Raw genomic sequence first — 17,009 nt, forward strand, 5'->3', positions numbered from 1 at the left:
TCTCGTCAGGCTTCTTGTTCGAATTCCCGGGGGTTATGTTTGTATTTGAATACGAGGGCAAATATGATGCCTATGGCCAGTGCGTAACCTGCGAATACGAACCATGCTGCGGGCCAGTCGGTGACGTGGTCGGTGGTGAAGTAGTCTACTACCCAGCCGCTTGCATTGCCTCCGATGATGGCTCCCAGCCCGTTGGTCATAATCATGAAGAGCCCTTGGGCGCTTGCCCGGATGGAGGGGGTGGTTTCTTTCTCGACAAACAGGGAGCCTGATATGTTGAAAAAGTCAAATGCCATGCCGTATACAATCATCGAGAGGATGAGGAGTATGAGTCCGTTTCCGGGATTGCCGATGCCGAAGAGCCCGAATCGGAGTACCCAGGCAAACATGCTCATGAGCATGACTTGCTTGATGCCGAAGCGTTTGAGGAAGAAGGGTATGGCGAGGATAAAGAGGGTCTCGGACATCTGCGAGATGGATAGCAGGATATTGGGGTGCTCTACTCCGAAGGAGTGTTCGTATTGGGGTATGGACTTGAAGCTGTCGAGGAAGGAGCCTCCGAAGGTATTGGTGATTTGGAGTGCTGCGCCTAACAGCATGGAGAACAGGAAGAAAATGGCCATTTTCTTTTGTTTGAAAAGTACCAGTGCATCGAGCCCGAAGGCTGAGAGCAGAGTCTTTTTCTGGCTTTTTGTGGGTGGGCATGCGGGAAGGGTAAAGGCGTATATTCCCAACAGCAGGGCTGCTGCTGCGCCTACGTAGAGTTGCATGGGGCTGCGGGCTATGCCGCTGAGGTCGACGGCCCACATGGCGCAGATAAATCCTACGGTACCCCATACCCGTATGGGTGGAAAGTCTTTGACTATGTCGAGGTGGAACTTTTCCAGGGCGTTGTATGATACGGCATTGGTAAGGGCGAGGGTGGGCATGTAGACCATCATATTGAGCAGCATAATCCAGTACATGGGCTGGTAGGTGGTAAGTGTGGAGGCGTACCAGAGGAGGGCGGCACCGAGCAGGTGGCAGACTCCGAGCAGCCTTTCTGCGTTTATCCAGCGGTCGGCGATGATGCCGAGCAGTCCCGGCATGAAGAGGGAGGCTATGCCCATGGTGGCGAATATTTTTCCTATTTGACCGCCTTCGAAGTGCAGGCTGGCTCCCATATAGCCTCCTAAGGAGATTAACCAAGAACCCCAGATGAAAAACTGGAGAAAGTTCATAATGGTCAGACGAAGTTTTATATTCATAGCACTTAATAAATTATGTTTTCAAGTTTTATGGTTGTGTTGTTTCTCGAAGTTTAGCATCGACCGGGATTTTCATTTCGCCGGTTGATTTCTTGCTGAATCTGGGCTGCTATTTCGTAGGCCTCATCATCGATTGCTTTTTCGAGTTGTTCTTGTAATTCCTGTATCGTGAAATCTTTCAGTGTGCGTTTTTTGGGGGTGTCTTCTCTTTCTGTATCGTCGTTGTTTGCTTCTTCGGGTGTTTCGTCGAAAATGATACCGGCTTCTTCCACGATTTCGGGTGTGGTATAGACGGGGGCTTGTGAGCGGAGGGCAATGGCAATGGCGTCTGACGTGCGGGAGTCTACGCGAATCTGCCTTTCTCCGTCATCGAACAGGAGCTCGGAGCTGAACACTCCGTCTTCAAATTTGTAAATGAAAACTTCGACGAGGCGAATGCCAAAGGCGTGTGCGAAGCTGACAAAAAGGTCGTGTGTCATGGGACGGGGGGGAACAAGGTGTTCGAGCCGTATGGCAATGGCTTGTGCCTCGGCGGTACCGATGATGATGGGGATGCGATGCGGCCCTTCTTCTTCGGCCAACACGAGGGCGTATGCCCCGTTTTGTATCTGGCTGTAGGTAATGCCTAAGACTTTGAGTTTTATTCTGTTTTCCACTAAATTATGTTTTGTATCGTACAAAGAGTCATCATTGTAGAAACAAATATAGAAAATATTTTGTTGCTGTGGGGCAGAGGTCGGCTAAATTTTCCCGTAAAAGGGGTTTTTTGTTTTGGTGTGCGTTTTATGTCCGGTATACTTGGTTCTCTTGGGGGTGGTATCTGTCAGCTTCGGGTGGATGTTTTTGGTTTGAGGTGGCTGTGCGCAGGCGTGACACACCCCCGACCCCTCTCGAGAGGGGAGTTTTGGATGCTGCTTTCTGTTTGATAATGAGTTATTTGATTGGGGATGAAGGGGTGTGTTACGGTGAGGGGCGCGGTTGGGATGTTTTTGCTGCTGTTTTTTGAGGTGCGGTTTGTTGGTTTCGGGTGGATGTTTTTGGTTTTAGGTGGCTATGCTTGGACGTGACACACCTCCTGCCCCTCTCGAGAGGGGAGTTTTGAGATACTGCTTTTTGTTTGATAATTGGTATTCTGCATACAATCATTTTTTTCTCTATTTTGTTGTAGTAATTGGATTCTGCGGGGACGGTCCGGACAAAAGCGGGGCGGATGCCTGTGGGATTTGGTTTGAAAAATGTCTCACAATTGAAAAAATGAAAGTTATGGAAAGAAAAGGAAAAAAGAATCTCATTTCGAAACAAAAATTCAGCGATAAACTTCTTGAGCTTGTTCGGGAGGTGAAGGCGGAGGGCAGGTATAGCACGGCGGCCAATTACCGGCATACGTGTTCCAGTTTTTTTCTCTTCTTGAGGGATACGGGTTCGGATTTCTTGCTAAATGGCTTGTTGATGGAGAGGTATGAGCGTTGGCTGTGGGGTCGCAGGGTTTCTCGTAACAGTTCTTCTTTCTATATGCGTAATCTGCGGGCGATGTGCAATGTATTGGCGAAGAAAGGGGTTATCGCGGATGCGGGGCTTTTTGCCAATGTGTATACGGGTGTGGCCAAGACTCGCAAGCGTGCTGTTGCCGAGGGGGTGCTTGCCCGTGTGAGGGATGCTGACTTGACGTTGTTTCCCAAACTGGCTTATTGCCGTGATTTGTTTCTTTTCAGTTTTTATTGCCGGGGTATGGCGTTTGTGGATATTGCTTATTTGAGGTGGAGGGATATAGAGGGGGAGTATATTTATTATACGCGTCACAAGACGGGCCAGAGGCTGGAGGTGCGGATAGAGCCTTGTATGGAAGAGATTATGCGCCGGTATGCGGGGAGTGCGGAGTATGTGTTTTCGATATTGACGGCTACGGATTGGGAAGGGGCTTACCGGCAGTACCGTACGGCTATATGCAGTTTTAACCGGACTCTTAAGTCTTTGTCGAAGTTATTGGATATTCCTGTGCTTTCTTCTTATATGAGCCGCCATTCGTGGGCTACGATAGCGCGGAACAAGCAGATTCCTCTTTCTGTCATCAGTGAGGGGATGGGGCATAACTCGGAGAGTACTACTCAGATATATCTGGCTTCTTTTAACCAACAGGTCGTGGATGAGGCTAACAGGAGTGTTATAAGTATATAAAATATGTATATTTCTAACTAAGAAATATGCCGCAAAGTTATTATTTTTCATCTATTTATGCAATTTTTTAATTTATATTTCTAACTAAGAAATAGACAAAAGTCCCCTTATATTGTGTGCTATTGAGCGTACAGACCTGTCCAGGGGTACTGACTTACATTCAGATATTGAGGGAAATGGGGGCAATGATTTGATTGCATCGCTCTACGGTTATTGGTTGTCACGGCTTGTGATATGGACAATCGAATCAATTTATATAAAATAATATAGGGTATATTGTTTTGTATATCAATATTTTATGTGTATTTGTCTATTTCTTAGTTAGAAATATACAAGTGGTAATTGGTTTGTATGTATCGGCCATTTTGTGGCGGGCAGACCGGAGTAAAGTAGGTATGAGGAAAAGCGTCAGTATTTTTATCTTAATTTTCGTTATCGTGCAGGTTAGCTGGGGGGCTGTGAATGGGGATACTGTCCGGGTACATGCGGATACGGCCATCTTGTTTCGTTTTGCTCCTCAACGGCTGATGTTTTACTCTCCTTATCGTGGCAATGAGGTGGCTATCGGTGAGGCTATGGCGCTGATAGAGTCTCATCGTGCGGCTATCGTGCGGGGGGATGCGGTGATCCGCATACAGGGTTTTTGCCGGTCTTATCCTTCGTTGAGGGAGAATCTGGCGGCGGCGAAGAACCGGAGCAATCAGGTGAAGTCTTATTTTATCACTCATATGGGGATGCGGGAGGCGTATTATCGTACGTCCAACGAGGCTGTGGCTTATCGGGGGATGGGCGATATCGTGGCTCTGGTGGGTATAGAGTACCGGGATGCGGCTCTTGTGCCTGTGCCGGACAGTGTGCCGGAGGCGTGTGTGAGGAGCTTGCCGGAGGTGATACCTCATAGGGGGGTGTCGTTGCCGGTGGAGCCTCTTGTGCTTGTGCCGGATATAGACAGCATGGGATGGAGTGCGGGTGCGGCGGTTGCCGGTGGGCAGGTGCGTCGGGCCCGCAGGGTGATTCCTCTGTCGATAAAGAGCAATCTCTTGTATGATGCCGTGCTGATGCCTTCGTTGGAGCTGGAGTATCGGTTCAACAGGCGTTGGTCGGTGAATCTGGAGGGTACTATGGCTTGGTGGCACAAGGACAGCAAGCACAGGTATTACCAGTTGGCGCAGATTAGTCCCGAGGTCCGTTATTGGTTCAGTCCGCAGGGTGCCCGCAGGGGACATTATGTGGGGTTGTTTGTGGGCGGTGGCTGGTATGACCTGGAGAACGGCGGCCGCGGTTATAAGGGTGAGGATGAGCATGCGGGGTTGAGTTATGGCTATATGTTTCCGGTGGGCAGGTATTTTGCTCTGGAGGCGGGTGTCGGTGTGGGATTTTTGCATACCGACCTGGAGGAGTATGTGCCTCTTGACGGGCATTATGTGTACCGGTTGTCGAGCCGTACCAATTACTTCGGCCCGTTGAAGCTGAAGTTGGCTTTTGTGTGGGATATCGGTTACTGGATGAGGATGAAAGGAGGCGGGAGATGAGACGGTTTTCTGCGCATATGGTATATGTTGCTGTGGTGTTGCCGTTGTTATGCGGGTGCCGCAAGGATTTGTGTTATGACCACGAGTCGCACAGCTTTTCGGTGAAGACTGATGTGGCGGCGTCTTGGGAACAGGAGTGGGAGCGCACTTACGCGGTAGACTGGGAGCAGGAGTGGAATGCGGCTTGGAGGCGTGGTTATGATGAGCTCCGTCCGGAGGTTTCGGAGGGTATACGGGGTGTCGTTTATAATCCTGACGGGAGGTTTGTGGAGAATAATTTGCCGGCAGAGGGGGGACGCCTTCCCATGAGCGAGGGTGTGCACTCGTTGTTGTTTTATAATAATGATACGGAGTATATCGTGTTCAGCGGATTATCGGCTTCGGCTACGGCTACTGCCACGACCCGGACGCTGACGAGGAGCGGATTCAAGGAACTGCACGGGGACGAGCGCACGGTGAATCCTCCGGACATGCTTTACGGGTGTTATATGGAGGAGCATTTTGCCGAGCGTACGCTGGAGGCGGTGGAGCTTCCTGTGGTGATGCGCCCGTTGACGTATACGTACTTGATACGGTATGAGTTCAGAAAGGGTGTGAAGTATGTGGCTCTGGCGCGCGGGGCTCTGGCGGGCATGGCGGAATCGGTGTATCTGAAGGACGGGCATACGGGGCCTGAAGCGGCTACGGTAATGTTTGACTGCACGGTGGAGGATTTCGGGGCCGAGGCGCAGGTGCAGTCGTTCGGGGTACCTGATTATCCGGGCGACCATTATGTGCGTGGGGGAGAGGATGAGCGTCGCTACTCGCTGAATCTGGAGGTGCGGATGAGAAACGGGAAGTTCAAGACTTTCGAGTTTGACGTGACGGGGCAGGTCAAGGGCCAGCCCCGGGGCGGGGTGATTGTGGTGAAGGGGCTTGAGATTTCGGATGAGGAAGGCGGCGGTGTCGGCGGCGGCTTCGATGTGGATGTGGACGGCTGGGGCGATTATGTGGATATTCCTGTGCCGATTGGTTGAGGGTGATGGATATGGATATGATAACATATATATAGATAACAAATTCGATGTTTAACTTAAAATTTAAGATGTAATGAAAAAAAGTTTATTTGTATTAGGTGTGGCTGCGGCTGTTTTGACGGGTTGTAGCCAGAGTGAAGTGACGGATATTGCGGAGAGCAGTGCTATCAAGTTCAGCAAAGCGTTTGTGGGGAATCCTACCAAGAGCGCGACTGTTGTGGATAATGACAATATCCAGAGCTTTTATGTGTATGCTTATAAAAATGAGGATGCTTTGCTGACGAATGAGAATGTGTATCTCCAGAATGGCTTATGGGCTTATGACAATATCAAAATATGGGATAATGCTGCTACTTATTCGTTTGCTGCTTATTCTAACGGCGGTACTGCCAAGGGTGCCGGAAGCCTCGAAAATGTGTCTTATGACAAGGATGCGGGTACGCTGAAGATTTCTTCTTATACTGCCGGTGGCGATGATGACTTGCTGGCTTCTATCTCGACCGAGACTTTGGCTGAGGCGAACACTCCGGTGGCGTTTACTTTCAAGCATGTCTTGTCGATGGTGAAGTTTACGGTAAAGAGTGGTCTGGGAAATGACAAGGAGCTGGTGATTAACAATTTGACGGTAGAGGCCGGCAAGATACAGAATAACGGTGACTTGACGTACTCAACGGCTGCCACGAACTGGGAGCTGGCCCAAAGCGGGCAGACATATGCTTCGTTGAGCGCAGCGGACTTGAATGCAACTACCGAGACTCCGGCAGAGGCTGAGTTTACGGTGCTTCCTCAAGATGTTTCCGGTGGGTTTACCGTGACGATAGAGGCTACGATTACTCCTGAGGGCGAGAGTGCTATCAACAAGACTTTCACGGCTACTATCCCGGCAGATAACGCGAAATGGAAAGTGGGCAACCGCTACAACTATATCGCTACTATCAATGCTACGGATATGAATATCATCGAGTTCGATGCTCCGAAAGTGGATGACTGGAACAATATACTGCCGGGTACTGATGTGGACGTGACGGAGCAGAACTAATTAAGGTGTATTTCGCTTGGGTATACGGGCGGAAGCGATACCGGATTTTATACAGGTTATAGGGGGTTGAATGTCCCCTTATAGCCACATTTTGAGAATTGAACAGGTTGGTTTGCGCGAGGTACGTGTGTGCCTCCACTAAAACGTATGCAGGTTATGAAAATGGTCGGAGGGAAGGTAAAGTTTATCCGGTTTTGCCGGCTGGCGGTGATTGTGTTATGGCTGCCGGCTTGTACGGAGACATCGGTGGATATTATAAACGGAGATGTGACCGGGGATGCTCGCATCGGTTTCGGGACTCCCGGGATGACGCGTGCTGCCGGGGTGGTGAATGATTTTACTGCCGGGAGCGCTTTTTCGGTGTGGGGCTGGTATGTGCCTGCGGATGCGGATAGCGAAGTGTTCCGGGCTGCCACGGTGTCGACGCCGGATGGCTCGACGTGGGGTTATGAGGGGACGCGCTACTGGAAGGCGGGCCGGACGTATTCGTTTTATGCTTTGTATCCTACGTCGGGAGAGCTTACAAGCGACGGGGCTGTTGTATCGGCCGGTTATGAAGCCGATGGTACGCTTTCGCTCGAGGGTTTTGATGCGACTGTCGGGTATGACCTGATGGCGGCTTCGGCCCGGGATATGTCGGGGGATACTCCGGAGATAGTGCCGTTGGGTTTTAAGCATTTGTTGGCTCGCGTGGAGTTTGTGGGCAAACGAAGTGTCGCGACGGAGGGTCTTGAGGGATTTGTACCCCGTATCCATTCTATCAGGCTTTATGGGATGTATAAGTCGGGTAATTTTTCGGCCAAGGTTACCGACGTGATGGATAATGCGGAGATTCTTGCGGGATGGTCTTTCCCGGATGGGAGTCTGCGGACGACTTCGGAACATCCGTTTGCTTCTTACGACAAGGTTCAGGAGGTAACAACGGATGGAGTCTCTACCGTCGATGTGCTGCTCTTCCCGCAGAATATCGACCGGGAGTATTGCTTGGAGGTGACTTATTCGAGTGATGAGGCGGGCCATGATGTGAGGCGCAGTGAGGTATATCTGGCTTCGTTGCCTCTTGCCGTGTGGGAGGCGGGCAAGCATTACCGCTATACGTTTACTATCTCGGATAATGACCGTATTCTGTTCGATACACCGACGGTGAATGCCTGGACTGAGGCCGTCGGGGGGATTATCATTGTGGATTGACGGGGTGTGGTTGAGAAGGAAAGGAGGAATAGCTCGATATGATGGGACTAAAATATGTGTTCGGAACGGCTGTGCTTGCGGTGGTATGTGCGGCTTGTGAGAAGGACAGCGCGGGGGAGCTTATGCGGGAGGAGTGCGACCGTATTGTATTCGACACTCCGGCTCTTATGGTGGAGACGGTTACGCGCAGCACGTTGAAGGATGCTCTGGTGCCGGGTGACGAATTCGGCGTGCTGGGGTATTGTGTGCCTTATACGGTGGGTACGCAGACTCCCAATTATAATGCGGGAGCGAGTTTGTGGGCTCTGAAGAAGGCTTTGTGCCCACCGGACGTGTTTTATAAGCAACGGGTGGTCGTGGGTACCGGCGGGTGCACGTATGACCGGAACGGGGGTACGGGCAATGACCCGAAGTATTGGTACCGGGATGGTTATGATACTGATAATGCAGCGAATGCCGGTGTTACGGGGACGGATGATTACCGGTACTCTTTTGTCGCTTATTATCCGTATTCGGGGGCTTTTACCGTAGATAAGCCGGAAACGGGGCAGACGGCGGGGGCTCCTGTGCTGACGTTTACCATGCCGCAGACGGGGACGGATGTGGCGGCTCCTCTTGACCATAGGGCTACTCCTGATGCGATGCTTGCGGTGCTTTATAACAGCCGTAAGTCGGATGGTAACTTGCGTTTCAATTTCAGCCATGTACTGACGGGCCTCGGGTTCGAGGTCAATAATTTCAGCGGGTATGACCTGGAGGTGAAATCGGTTACGCTGAGCGGGTCATTTTACAAGAAGGTAAGGATAGACCTTACGGGGGATGTCTCGTCTTTTTCGTTTCCGGGCGACCGCTATACGGGAACGTATACGTTGTTTGACGGTGATGCCTCGGGGGGTAGCTTGATGCTTCCGGCTCCTGATGCGTCTCTCGGCGAGACGGTGACTTCGTCTCCGAGCCCGATAGGGGGAGAGCATGTGATGCTGATATCGGGGACGGGTACGAGCTTCGGGGAGAATGTGAAGGTGAGGATAGAGTATGTGTTCAACGGTGTGCCGAATGTTTTCGAGACGGCGCGTCCGGGTACGTTTACGCCTCAAGCGGGTATCAAGTATACTGCCCAGCTCAATTTTGTGGGTGATACTTTCGTCTTGCAGTTTGTGGTTGACAATCAGGAACAGTGGGAGGACGGCGAGGCGGACGATGAAGATGAGACGAATGATGATGTGATATTTGAATAGGTTAATTTATACTGGTTACGAAATGGTGATGCGTTCAAGGTTATTTCGAGTTTTGAGTGCGGCAGTGGCGCTACTTGCGGGGCTCTGTGCCTGCCAGGAGGATGAATTGTTGCGAGATACGGTATCTGCGACGGGCGGCGGGGTGTCTCTGAGTTTCACCGGCGACCCGATGGATGAGTTGAAGGTGACTACGCGGTCGAGTGACATAAAGGATGAGAATGAGAAGAGAATCGACCAGCTTTATATTTTCTTTTTCGGCTCTGACGGCGAGTACTTGAAGGGGGGGTATCTTACGGGGTATCCGGATGCTGCGCGGGAGGGCGGATATTATGCTCCCGGAAGGGGGGAGACTCTGCTCAAGATAGATAATACTTTGTTTGCGGATGAGGGGCTTGCGAAAAGCGCGACCGTTTATGCCGTGGCGAATGTGGATGCCTCGGTCTTCGGCCCTGATGAGGACAATGACGGGCGTCCCGACGGTATCGGTAACTTGTCGGACCTGAAAGGTCTTGTCTATATGCCCGAGAATGTCTCTCTGGGCTTGCCTTCGGAGGGTATGCCTATGGTGGGGAGCAAGGTGATAGACCTGACCAAGCCGGAGGAGACTGTAGAGGGGGAGCGCCGTATAGAATTGAAGGCTTTGATGTCGCGTATCGACATGAATATAGAGCTTGCGAGTGATGTGCAGGATGGCAATCTGCCTTCTCTGACACTTGTGGAGTGGACGGCAAAGAATATGCCGGTGCGGGTTCCTTTTACGGCTCCCGAGGTGAATGCCGAGACGGGTGCCGGCTGGGAGGAGGGGTGGACGAAGGATGTCACTACTCCTTTGCAGCGTACTATCTTCAACAAGAACGGGCAGATTGCTTTTACTTTCTACATGTATGAGAATGTGCAGAATGCGGAATGGAAGGTGGACGAGGGTGAGCAGTGGGCCAATCCGTCTTTGGCGGGTGAGCGGGGCGGGTTGTATCCTGACAGCATCAAGGATTACCAGAAGCAGCGTTACAAGCCTTATCTTGCCAACGGGAATGCTGCTGCCGTGGAGTTGCATGGTTTCTATACGACTTATAACGGGGCTACTTATGAGGTGAGGTATACTTTGTACCTGGGGGCGAATCATACGGATAATTTTCAGGTGAAACGTAACCACCAGTATAAGAATGATATTACGATTAAGGGATTGACTTCCCAGAATATAGAGACGGGGGAGTATACTCTCGATGCCCGTGTGAACGTGTCGGAGGATGATAATGAGTTTTATATCGCCATGTTGCGTGAGCGCAACCACGATGCTCATTTCTGCGTGACGCCTATGGATGTGTATATGTTTGCCGACAAGGTTACGAAGCATCCGACCATCGAGGTGATACTGGGCGAGGTGCCGGAGGGTACGGAGACGGCTGTGTCGGTACCGGAGTGGATACGGATGGAGAGGATTGCTGCGGAGGATATGGCGAACGGTACGGTAACGCACTCGGGTTTTACGGCTTATACTTCGGGGGGAAGCGGTACTCATCTGGCGACGGGTACTCCGTGGACTGCGGGGAACGGGAAGCGTGCATTCTTTACTTTGGGATTGCTGAAGGCAGGGGGTGCTCTTGCCAATGGCACGAAGGTTACCGTAGGGGACAGCCGGGACCGGGTCTATTTCTATATCGACGAGAATCTTGAGCTGCGAGACCGCAGTGCGGTGGTGACGTTGATATACAAGGAGAACGGCAGGGAGGTGAAACGCCGCACGGTCGAGATAGGCCAGACGCATTTGTTGCCGGTGGTGATGCGTGACGGGGGAACGATATATATGGAGCAGTATGAGGAGTATCTGGACCATTATGACCCGCTGGATGAGTATGCTACCGAGCAGATTTATACGGGATTGCCTTGGGCGGAGAAAAATTCGGGGCTGGATAATCAGGAAATCGAACCGTTATATGAAAAGTGGAGTGATATTTGGGTTTGGGATCAAATACCGTATGAGGAACCGGGGCAGGTTTTTAATGATGGATGGCCTTATACTGCTTTTATTATTTTCAGGGCAAATCAGGAAGTTATGACCTTAAATGATAAACCTTTATCAGCATTTCAGTATTGTCATAACAGGAACAAACGAAATAGTGACGGGATAGTTACTGCATCGTATGTTAGACATAATAAAATACTTCGGGGAACTTTTTATGAAGAACTTAGCAATGAAAGTAAATGGTTCTTGCCGGGTATCCGCCAGATGGAGGATGCTTTGACGCAGTATTATACGACTTTCAGGGAGTTCCAGTCGGACTATTATTGGAGCGCTTCTGCCGGGGAGCGGGAGAACGGGTCGAGCGGACAGAGTCGTGTGCGTGCCCGTGCTACGATGGTGTTGCCTGATGGTAATTATGTGAATAGTGGAGGCGGTGACGGAAGGGGTGAAGATACTTATGCTTATGAGCTGGGCCGGGGCGGGTATGCACTGCGTACGGAGTCGTTGCGCATCCGGGCATTCCGGGTGGACTTGGATAGGGTGGACTGATGCTGCCGGGCGGGAAAGAATGCTCTTTTTTGTCCTAAAAACGGGTAAGGGATGGCGCAGGACCTTGATAGATATGCGGGGCAAATCAATGTGGGTGTCGATTGTATCCATGCTAATATAGATAAGTGTCTGGATGTGCATTCGCTGGCACAACTGACGAGTTTTTTTTACTTCTCATTTCCACCGGATATTTTCTGCGGTGAGGGGCGAGCCTTTTGCGAAGTATGTCATGTGGAGGCGGTTGGGGCTTGCTAAGGCGGACTTTATCCGTTTGTTTTTCGGCGAGACGGATTTGGCGGGCTTCCGTGAGGCTTCGAAGGTGACTCGTACGGGGAATGAGGGTGTACTGGAGGCATTGCTTTCTTGTGTGGAGCCTTCGGAACCGGACTTTAATATCGTATTGTCTTGAGGGAAGTAGGGGCCGCGTGTGTATGTGCACGGCGGCCTTGTGTGTGCTCTCGTGACTTTCGCCGGATGAGGGGGAGGGTGCGGGAGTATTTTTTTTATGGGGGATTGAAATGGAATGAGGAGAATAATTCTTATTTTTACGGTAAAATGTGGGGCATGGGGCTAGAGTTAGGGTGTGATGTGCTGGATTTTTAAAATTATTGTTTCTATCTAAAAATATTGTTTTATGGGAGGATTACCTACAAATATAAGAGCTGAACATATAATTCGGGCTATTCAAAAAATAGAGGATGAGGGAGTGCCTGCACAGGCTCATTCTTCTACTTATGATTTGCTTTATAAAGGAAAGCGTTTTCCTCCTAAATTGGTTTTGTCTTATGCTAATATTTTTGCAAATGGCGTGGAACTGGATAGAAATAGTTTCAGAGAAGGAAAGGGTACTCCATGTTTTGAGATACTAGAGAGTAATGGTTTTGAGATTGTGGCTAAAGACTTGTTGTCGAAGATGTTGAAACGGTTTTTGGAACAGGCTCAAACGTCGGATTTGAGGACAAGGGGATATCTGGGAACGTATGAGGGGTTGAGTGTGAAGGTTAGTTTTGGTCAGGGTAATGTTGCTCGTATTCCGTGGATTTCATTTTTGGCGGATGGCCAGATGACTAGTCGTGGGATTTATCCTGTATTTCTGTTTTATAAGGATATGGGAGTATTGATATTGGCTTATGGGATTAGTGAGACTAATAGGCCTCAAATTATGTGGCCTATAGAGAAAGAGGGTGGCGAAACGATAAGAGCTTATTTCAAGCGAAGGGGTACTTCCCCTGGTAGGTATGGAGACTCTTTTGTTTATAGGGTGTATGATATTGCGGAGGGATTGGATTATGGGTCTGTGGAGCTTGATTTGAAAAACTTGATAGGTGAGTATAAAATGATTTTAGGAAATGGAATGGGAAAGACGTTACCAGGGAAGGCTTCTTTTGATGTAGCGTCTTTTGTTTCGGCATTATCGTTGACGGGGTTGATTTTTTCGGAGCAACTTGTGTCTCGTTTTGTTTTGTCGTTGTTGGCTAAGCCGTTTGTAATATTGAGTGGCTTGGCTGGTTCTGGGAAAACGCAACTTGCTATTTCTTTTGCTAAATGGGTTTGTGAGGATAGTGGGGAACAGATATGTGTGGTTCCTGTGGGGGCGGATTGGACTAATCGGGAGTTTTTATTGGGTTACCCGAATGCTCTTGAACGGGGGCGGTATGTAAAGCCTGATAATGGTGTACTAGACCTTCTGCTTCGGGCAATTGAGAATAGGGATAAGCCTTATTTTCTGATTTTGGACGAGATGAATCTGAGTTATGTAGAACGGTATTTTGCTGATTTTTTGAGTGCTCTTGAGTCGGGAGAGGAGATACCACTTACGGAGGATAAGGTAGAAGGTGTGCCGAAGTCTATAAAGTTGCCTGATAATTTGTTTATTATTGGTACGATAAATGTTGATGAAACGACATATATGTTTAGTCCTAAGGTGCTAGATAGGGCAAATGTGATTGAGTTTTGTATTATGCTGGATGAGTTGGAAACTTATTTGAGGGAGTTGAAGCCTTTGAATAAGGAGTTGGTTCTGGCTAAGGGGGCGAATCAGGCTGCGTCTTTTGTTGCGTGTGCACGTGATAGTGTAGATTTGCAGAATCTTGTTGATAGAGATGAGATAATTCGTGTTTTGAAACTTTTTTTTGTGGAGCTTAAGAGTGTGCATGCGGAGTTTGGTTATAGGACGGTCAATGAGATGTTTAGGTTTATATCTCTAGGTAAGAATTTATGTAAGAGTTTGACAACTGATATGCTTGTGGATGCTGCTATTATACAGAAATTATTGCCTAAGTTGCATGGTTCTCGTAAGAAGGTGGGGCCTGTGCTGAAGGCTTTTTGGAGTTTGTGTATGAAGGGGGAGGGGATGTCTTTGGATTTGATTTCGGAATTGCCGGCGGTAGAAACAATGAGGTATCCTTTGTCTGCAGAAAAGATATGGAGGATGTATCGTATAGCGGAGGATAATGGCTTTACAAGTTTTGCAGAGGCCTAGTGTATGGATGATTTGTCGATAAATATAGTTTTGAGCAATCGTGATAGTTTCGTGCTTCGTCTTTTTGCTTTGCAAGCGAATTCGTTGTTTGAGGTAGAGGATGCAGAGGAGTTTGGAGAGGCTCCTTATCAACTAAAAGAGGGGTGTAGGTATGATTTTGAACTGGATACGTTTGATTATTATTTAGCAAATACGGGGATTTTTGTAAACTCGAGGAGTGGTTGTGGTATGAATCATGGGCATGTCTCGACGGGAACATTTGTAGGTACGCATTATGTTGATATTTTGGAACGAGAGGGGAATAGGAAGGTTGGTTGTGTTGGTTTTGAAATAAGGTCTTCTAAAGTAGGATATCGGGATGATTATAGATGGATGTTGGAGGACATTACGGGGTATTGTACTGAGTTGCTTTTGTCACAGGAGGCTGTTGTTGTCCAGAAATTTGAGGTGGATATAAGCGAGGACCCGCGGTCTGAATATCAGCGTTTTGCGTTTGTACGGTCAATTGTTGAAAGTGAGGCATTTGCTGATGCATTGCACCAGATACAAGTGTCTCCTGTAAAGAGGTGGATGGAGTCTGAGGAGGAAAAGCTTTTGTGTAATGTTAAGCGGATGGGGTATCGGGTTTTGAAGCAGCTTTCTAATTCTTCAAATCGTATAGGGGTGCCTCATCAACATTCTTTGTGGCCGAGATTCGAATCTTTGCCAAGAAGGGTTTGTGTGGTTTCGAAGACTGAGACTGTGGATATTGCGGAGAATCGTTTTGTTAAATATGTTTTGCGTTCGTTTCTTGTTTTTTGCTCGTCTATACAGAGACATCCTAAAGCGGGTAGGCGATTGAGAGGAGAGGCTGAACGTGTATGTGAAAGATTGGTAATGTACTTGTCTTTTCCTTTGTTTAGGGGTGTATCGGAGATGGATATGCTTCCTCTTAATAGTCCTGTTTTACAGAAGAAGGAGGGGTATCGGGAGATTTTTCAGAAGTGGTTGATGTTTGATATGGCTGCTCGGTTGACTTGGCAGGGTGGCGATAATGTGTATGAGGCTGGTAAAAAGAATGTGGCAGCTCTTTATGAGTATTGGTTGTTTTTCAAATTGCTCGATGTATTGAGTAATAAATTCCATATTCCGGCGAAGAGTAAAAATGAGCTTATTGAGTGTAGAGATGGGGTTTTGAACTTAAATTTGAAACAGGGTAGGACGATTGTTCTTGGTGGTGTGTATGAGACTGAAAGTCGGAGGCTTAATGTCCAGTTTTCTTATAATAGAACTTTTGGGTATACGGGGGATTATCAGAGTGCTGGTAGTTGGACGCATAGTTTTCGGCCAGATTATACTCTTTCGTTGTGGCCAGGGGAGATTACTTGTGACCAGGCTGAGCGGGAGGAGCTGATTACTCATATACATTTTGATGCTAAATATAGGGTGGAGCGTTTGTTTTTGAGTGATGGGGATATGGAAGGGGATAGTGATGAGTGGATGTCTAGGATTGAGGAAGAGGAGGAACGTGGTATGTATAGGAGGGCTGATTTGCTGAAAATGCATGCGTATAAAGATGCTATACGGAGGACTGGTGGAGCGTATGTGCTTTATCCGGGGACTGAGGATAGAGTCGTTTCTGGTTTCCATGAAATCATTCCGGGTCTGGGGGCGTTTGCTATTTCTCCTAAGCATGGGGAGAAATGTTTGCTTGGGTTTGTTTCTTTTCTGGATGATGTAATAAATAATTTTTTGGATAGGACTTCTCAGAGGGAGAAGTTGGCTTATCATGTTTATTCTACTTTGCAGGGGGAGAGTACGAATTTGCGCGAGCCTTTGCCGGAGCCTTATGGTGGGAATAGGGATTTATTGCCTGATGAGACTTATGTATTGATTGGTTATTATAAGGATAGGGAACATTTGGACTGGATTTTTAAGTCAAGGTTGTATAATACTCGGACGGGGACGGGAAATGGTTCTTTGAGGCTCCATAGAAAATTTATTTCGGCTAGGTATTTGTTGCTTCATGGGCCTTTAGGACAGCATTTTGTCAAATTGGATGCTCGTGGTCCTCGGGTGTTGTCGAAGCAGAATATTATGGATAAGGGATATCCTGGAGTGCCTGGAGAGGAGTATTATATTGTGTTTGGCTTGGATGTGGAGAGAACGGAACCAGAGTTTGGGTCTATGAGGTGGGATGTGTCGAAGGTGTGTCCTGCTGGGCATAGAAGGGCTATACCTCGTTGTATTGTTCTGTCAGAGTTGATGAAATATAGGGTAAGGGTGTAGTTGTATCTTGTGTGTGGATTGTATGATTTGATATATTCATTCTGCTATCTTAGACAAGTTAAGTCCTGAGTATTGTTTGATGATAGATTCGTTTTTGGGGTAAGATGTATAGATTGCCCGTCTGTCTATTCGATGATGTATGCGGTTGCACAGTTGGGCGGGCAACTTTGTGTTTTGGTTTTCTTGACGTTGGTCGTTTTTTTAAGATAACTTTTCTAAGGGGTTTGATTAGTCCGTGATTTTTCTTGTATTTGTAACGTACTGCCCGGAGAAATGGGCGGTCTTTCGGAGAAGCGTTTTTTATTATTC

General features: G+C 48.6%; 14 protein-coding genes. 12 read left to right on the forward strand and 2 right to left on the reverse strand.

Going from position 1 to position 17,009, the window contains the following annotated elements; all coding sequences use genetic code 11:
• Positions 1-5: 5 nt before the first annotated feature.
• Both Cop2CBH44_RS00405 and Cop2CBH44_RS00410 read right to left on the reverse strand, forming a co-directional pair.
• Positions 6-1,247, reverse strand: a complete 1,242-nt coding sequence (locus Cop2CBH44_RS00405) for a nucleoside permease (RefSeq protein ID WP_044231100.1) — start codon at positions 1,245-1,247, stop codon at positions 6-8.
• A 53-nt stretch (positions 1,248-1,300) separates the two neighbouring features.
• Complete coding sequence (locus Cop2CBH44_RS00410; RefSeq protein WP_044231098.1) at positions 1,301-1,903, reverse strand: bifunctional nuclease family protein; 603 nt, start codon at positions 1,901-1,903, stop codon at positions 1,301-1,303.
• A gap of 68 nt (positions 1,904-1,971) precedes the next feature.
• On the opposite strand from Cop2CBH44_RS00410, the gene Cop2CBH44_RS00415 reads away from it, so the two are divergent.
• The 12 genes from Cop2CBH44_RS00415 (at position 1,972) to Cop2CBH44_RS00470 (ending at position 16,700) form a co-directional block, all read left to right on the forward strand.
• On the forward strand, positions 1,972-2,253 hold the full coding sequence (locus Cop2CBH44_RS00415) for a hypothetical protein (RefSeq protein ID WP_021929291.1): 282 nt from the start codon (positions 1,972-1,974) through the stop codon (positions 2,251-2,253).
• A 257-nt stretch (positions 2,254-2,510) separates the two neighbouring features.
• A complete protein-coding gene (locus Cop2CBH44_RS00420; protein WP_044231163.1) occupies positions 2,511-3,422 on the forward strand; it encodes a site-specific integrase in 912 nt (303 codons plus the stop codon).
• Between the two features lie 281 nt (positions 3,423-3,703).
• Positions 3,704-4,954, forward strand: coding sequence for a DUF3575 domain-containing protein (locus Cop2CBH44_RS00425; protein ID WP_246469150.1), 1,251 nt, complete (start codon positions 3,704-3,706; stop codon positions 4,952-4,954).
• Positions 4,951-5,970 carry a DUF5119 domain-containing protein gene (locus Cop2CBH44_RS00430; RefSeq protein ID WP_200755288.1) on the forward strand — a complete coding sequence of 340 codons (1,020 nt, stop codon included), beginning with the start codon at positions 4,951-4,953 and terminating at the stop codon, positions 5,968-5,970. Before Cop2CBH44_RS00425 ends, Cop2CBH44_RS00430 begins: the two co-directional genes overlap by 4 nt.
• 73 nt (positions 5,971-6,043) lie before the next feature.
• Entirely contained in the window at positions 6,044-7,009 is a 966-nt protein-coding gene (locus tag Cop2CBH44_RS00435; protein WP_200755289.1) for a fimbrillin family protein, read from the forward strand.
• Positions 7,010-7,315: 306 nt separating this feature from the next.
• Complete coding sequence (locus Cop2CBH44_RS00440) at positions 7,316-8,200, forward strand: fimbrillin family protein (protein WP_246469195.1); 885 nt, start codon at positions 7,316-7,318, stop codon at positions 8,198-8,200.
• Between the two features lie 56 nt (positions 8,201-8,256).
• A complete protein-coding gene (locus Cop2CBH44_RS00445; RefSeq protein WP_200755291.1) occupies positions 8,257-9,438 on the forward strand; it encodes a fimbrillin family protein in 1,182 nt (393 codons plus the stop codon).
• Positions 9,431-11,950: a DUF4906 domain-containing protein gene (locus tag Cop2CBH44_RS00450; protein WP_154668365.1), complete on the forward strand. Its 2,520-nt coding sequence runs from the start codon at positions 9,431-9,433 to the stop codon at positions 11,948-11,950. The genes Cop2CBH44_RS00445 and Cop2CBH44_RS00450 overlap by 8 nt, the downstream gene beginning before the upstream one ends.
• A gap of 51 nt (positions 11,951-12,001) precedes the next feature.
• A complete protein-coding gene (locus Cop2CBH44_RS00455; protein ID WP_200755292.1) occupies positions 12,002-12,205 on the forward strand; it encodes a hypothetical protein in 204 nt (67 codons plus the stop codon).
• Positions 12,180-12,359: an alkyl sulfatase C-terminal domain-containing protein gene (locus Cop2CBH44_RS00460; RefSeq protein ID WP_200755293.1), complete on the forward strand. Its 180-nt coding sequence runs from the start codon at positions 12,180-12,182 to the stop codon at positions 12,357-12,359. Before Cop2CBH44_RS00455 ends, Cop2CBH44_RS00460 begins: the two co-directional genes overlap by 26 nt.
• Positions 12,360-12,584: 225 nt before the next feature.
• The gene (locus Cop2CBH44_RS00465) at positions 12,585-14,432 is read left to right on the forward strand and encodes an MrcB family domain-containing protein (protein WP_200755294.1); all 1,848 of its coding nucleotides are present in this window, start codon (positions 12,585-12,587) and stop codon (positions 14,430-14,432) included.
• Positions 14,433-14,435: 3 nt separating this feature from the next.
• Complete coding sequence (locus Cop2CBH44_RS00470) at positions 14,436-16,700, forward strand: DUF2357 domain-containing protein (protein ID WP_200755295.1); 2,265 nt, start codon at positions 14,436-14,438, stop codon at positions 16,698-16,700.
• Positions 16,701-17,009 lie beyond the last annotated feature (309 nt).

The sequence above is a fragment of the Coprobacter secundus subsp. similis genome, from assembly GCF_015097275.1.
Classification (GTDB): Bacteria; Bacteroidota; Bacteroidia; order Bacteroidales; family Coprobacteraceae; genus Coprobacter; species Coprobacter secundus.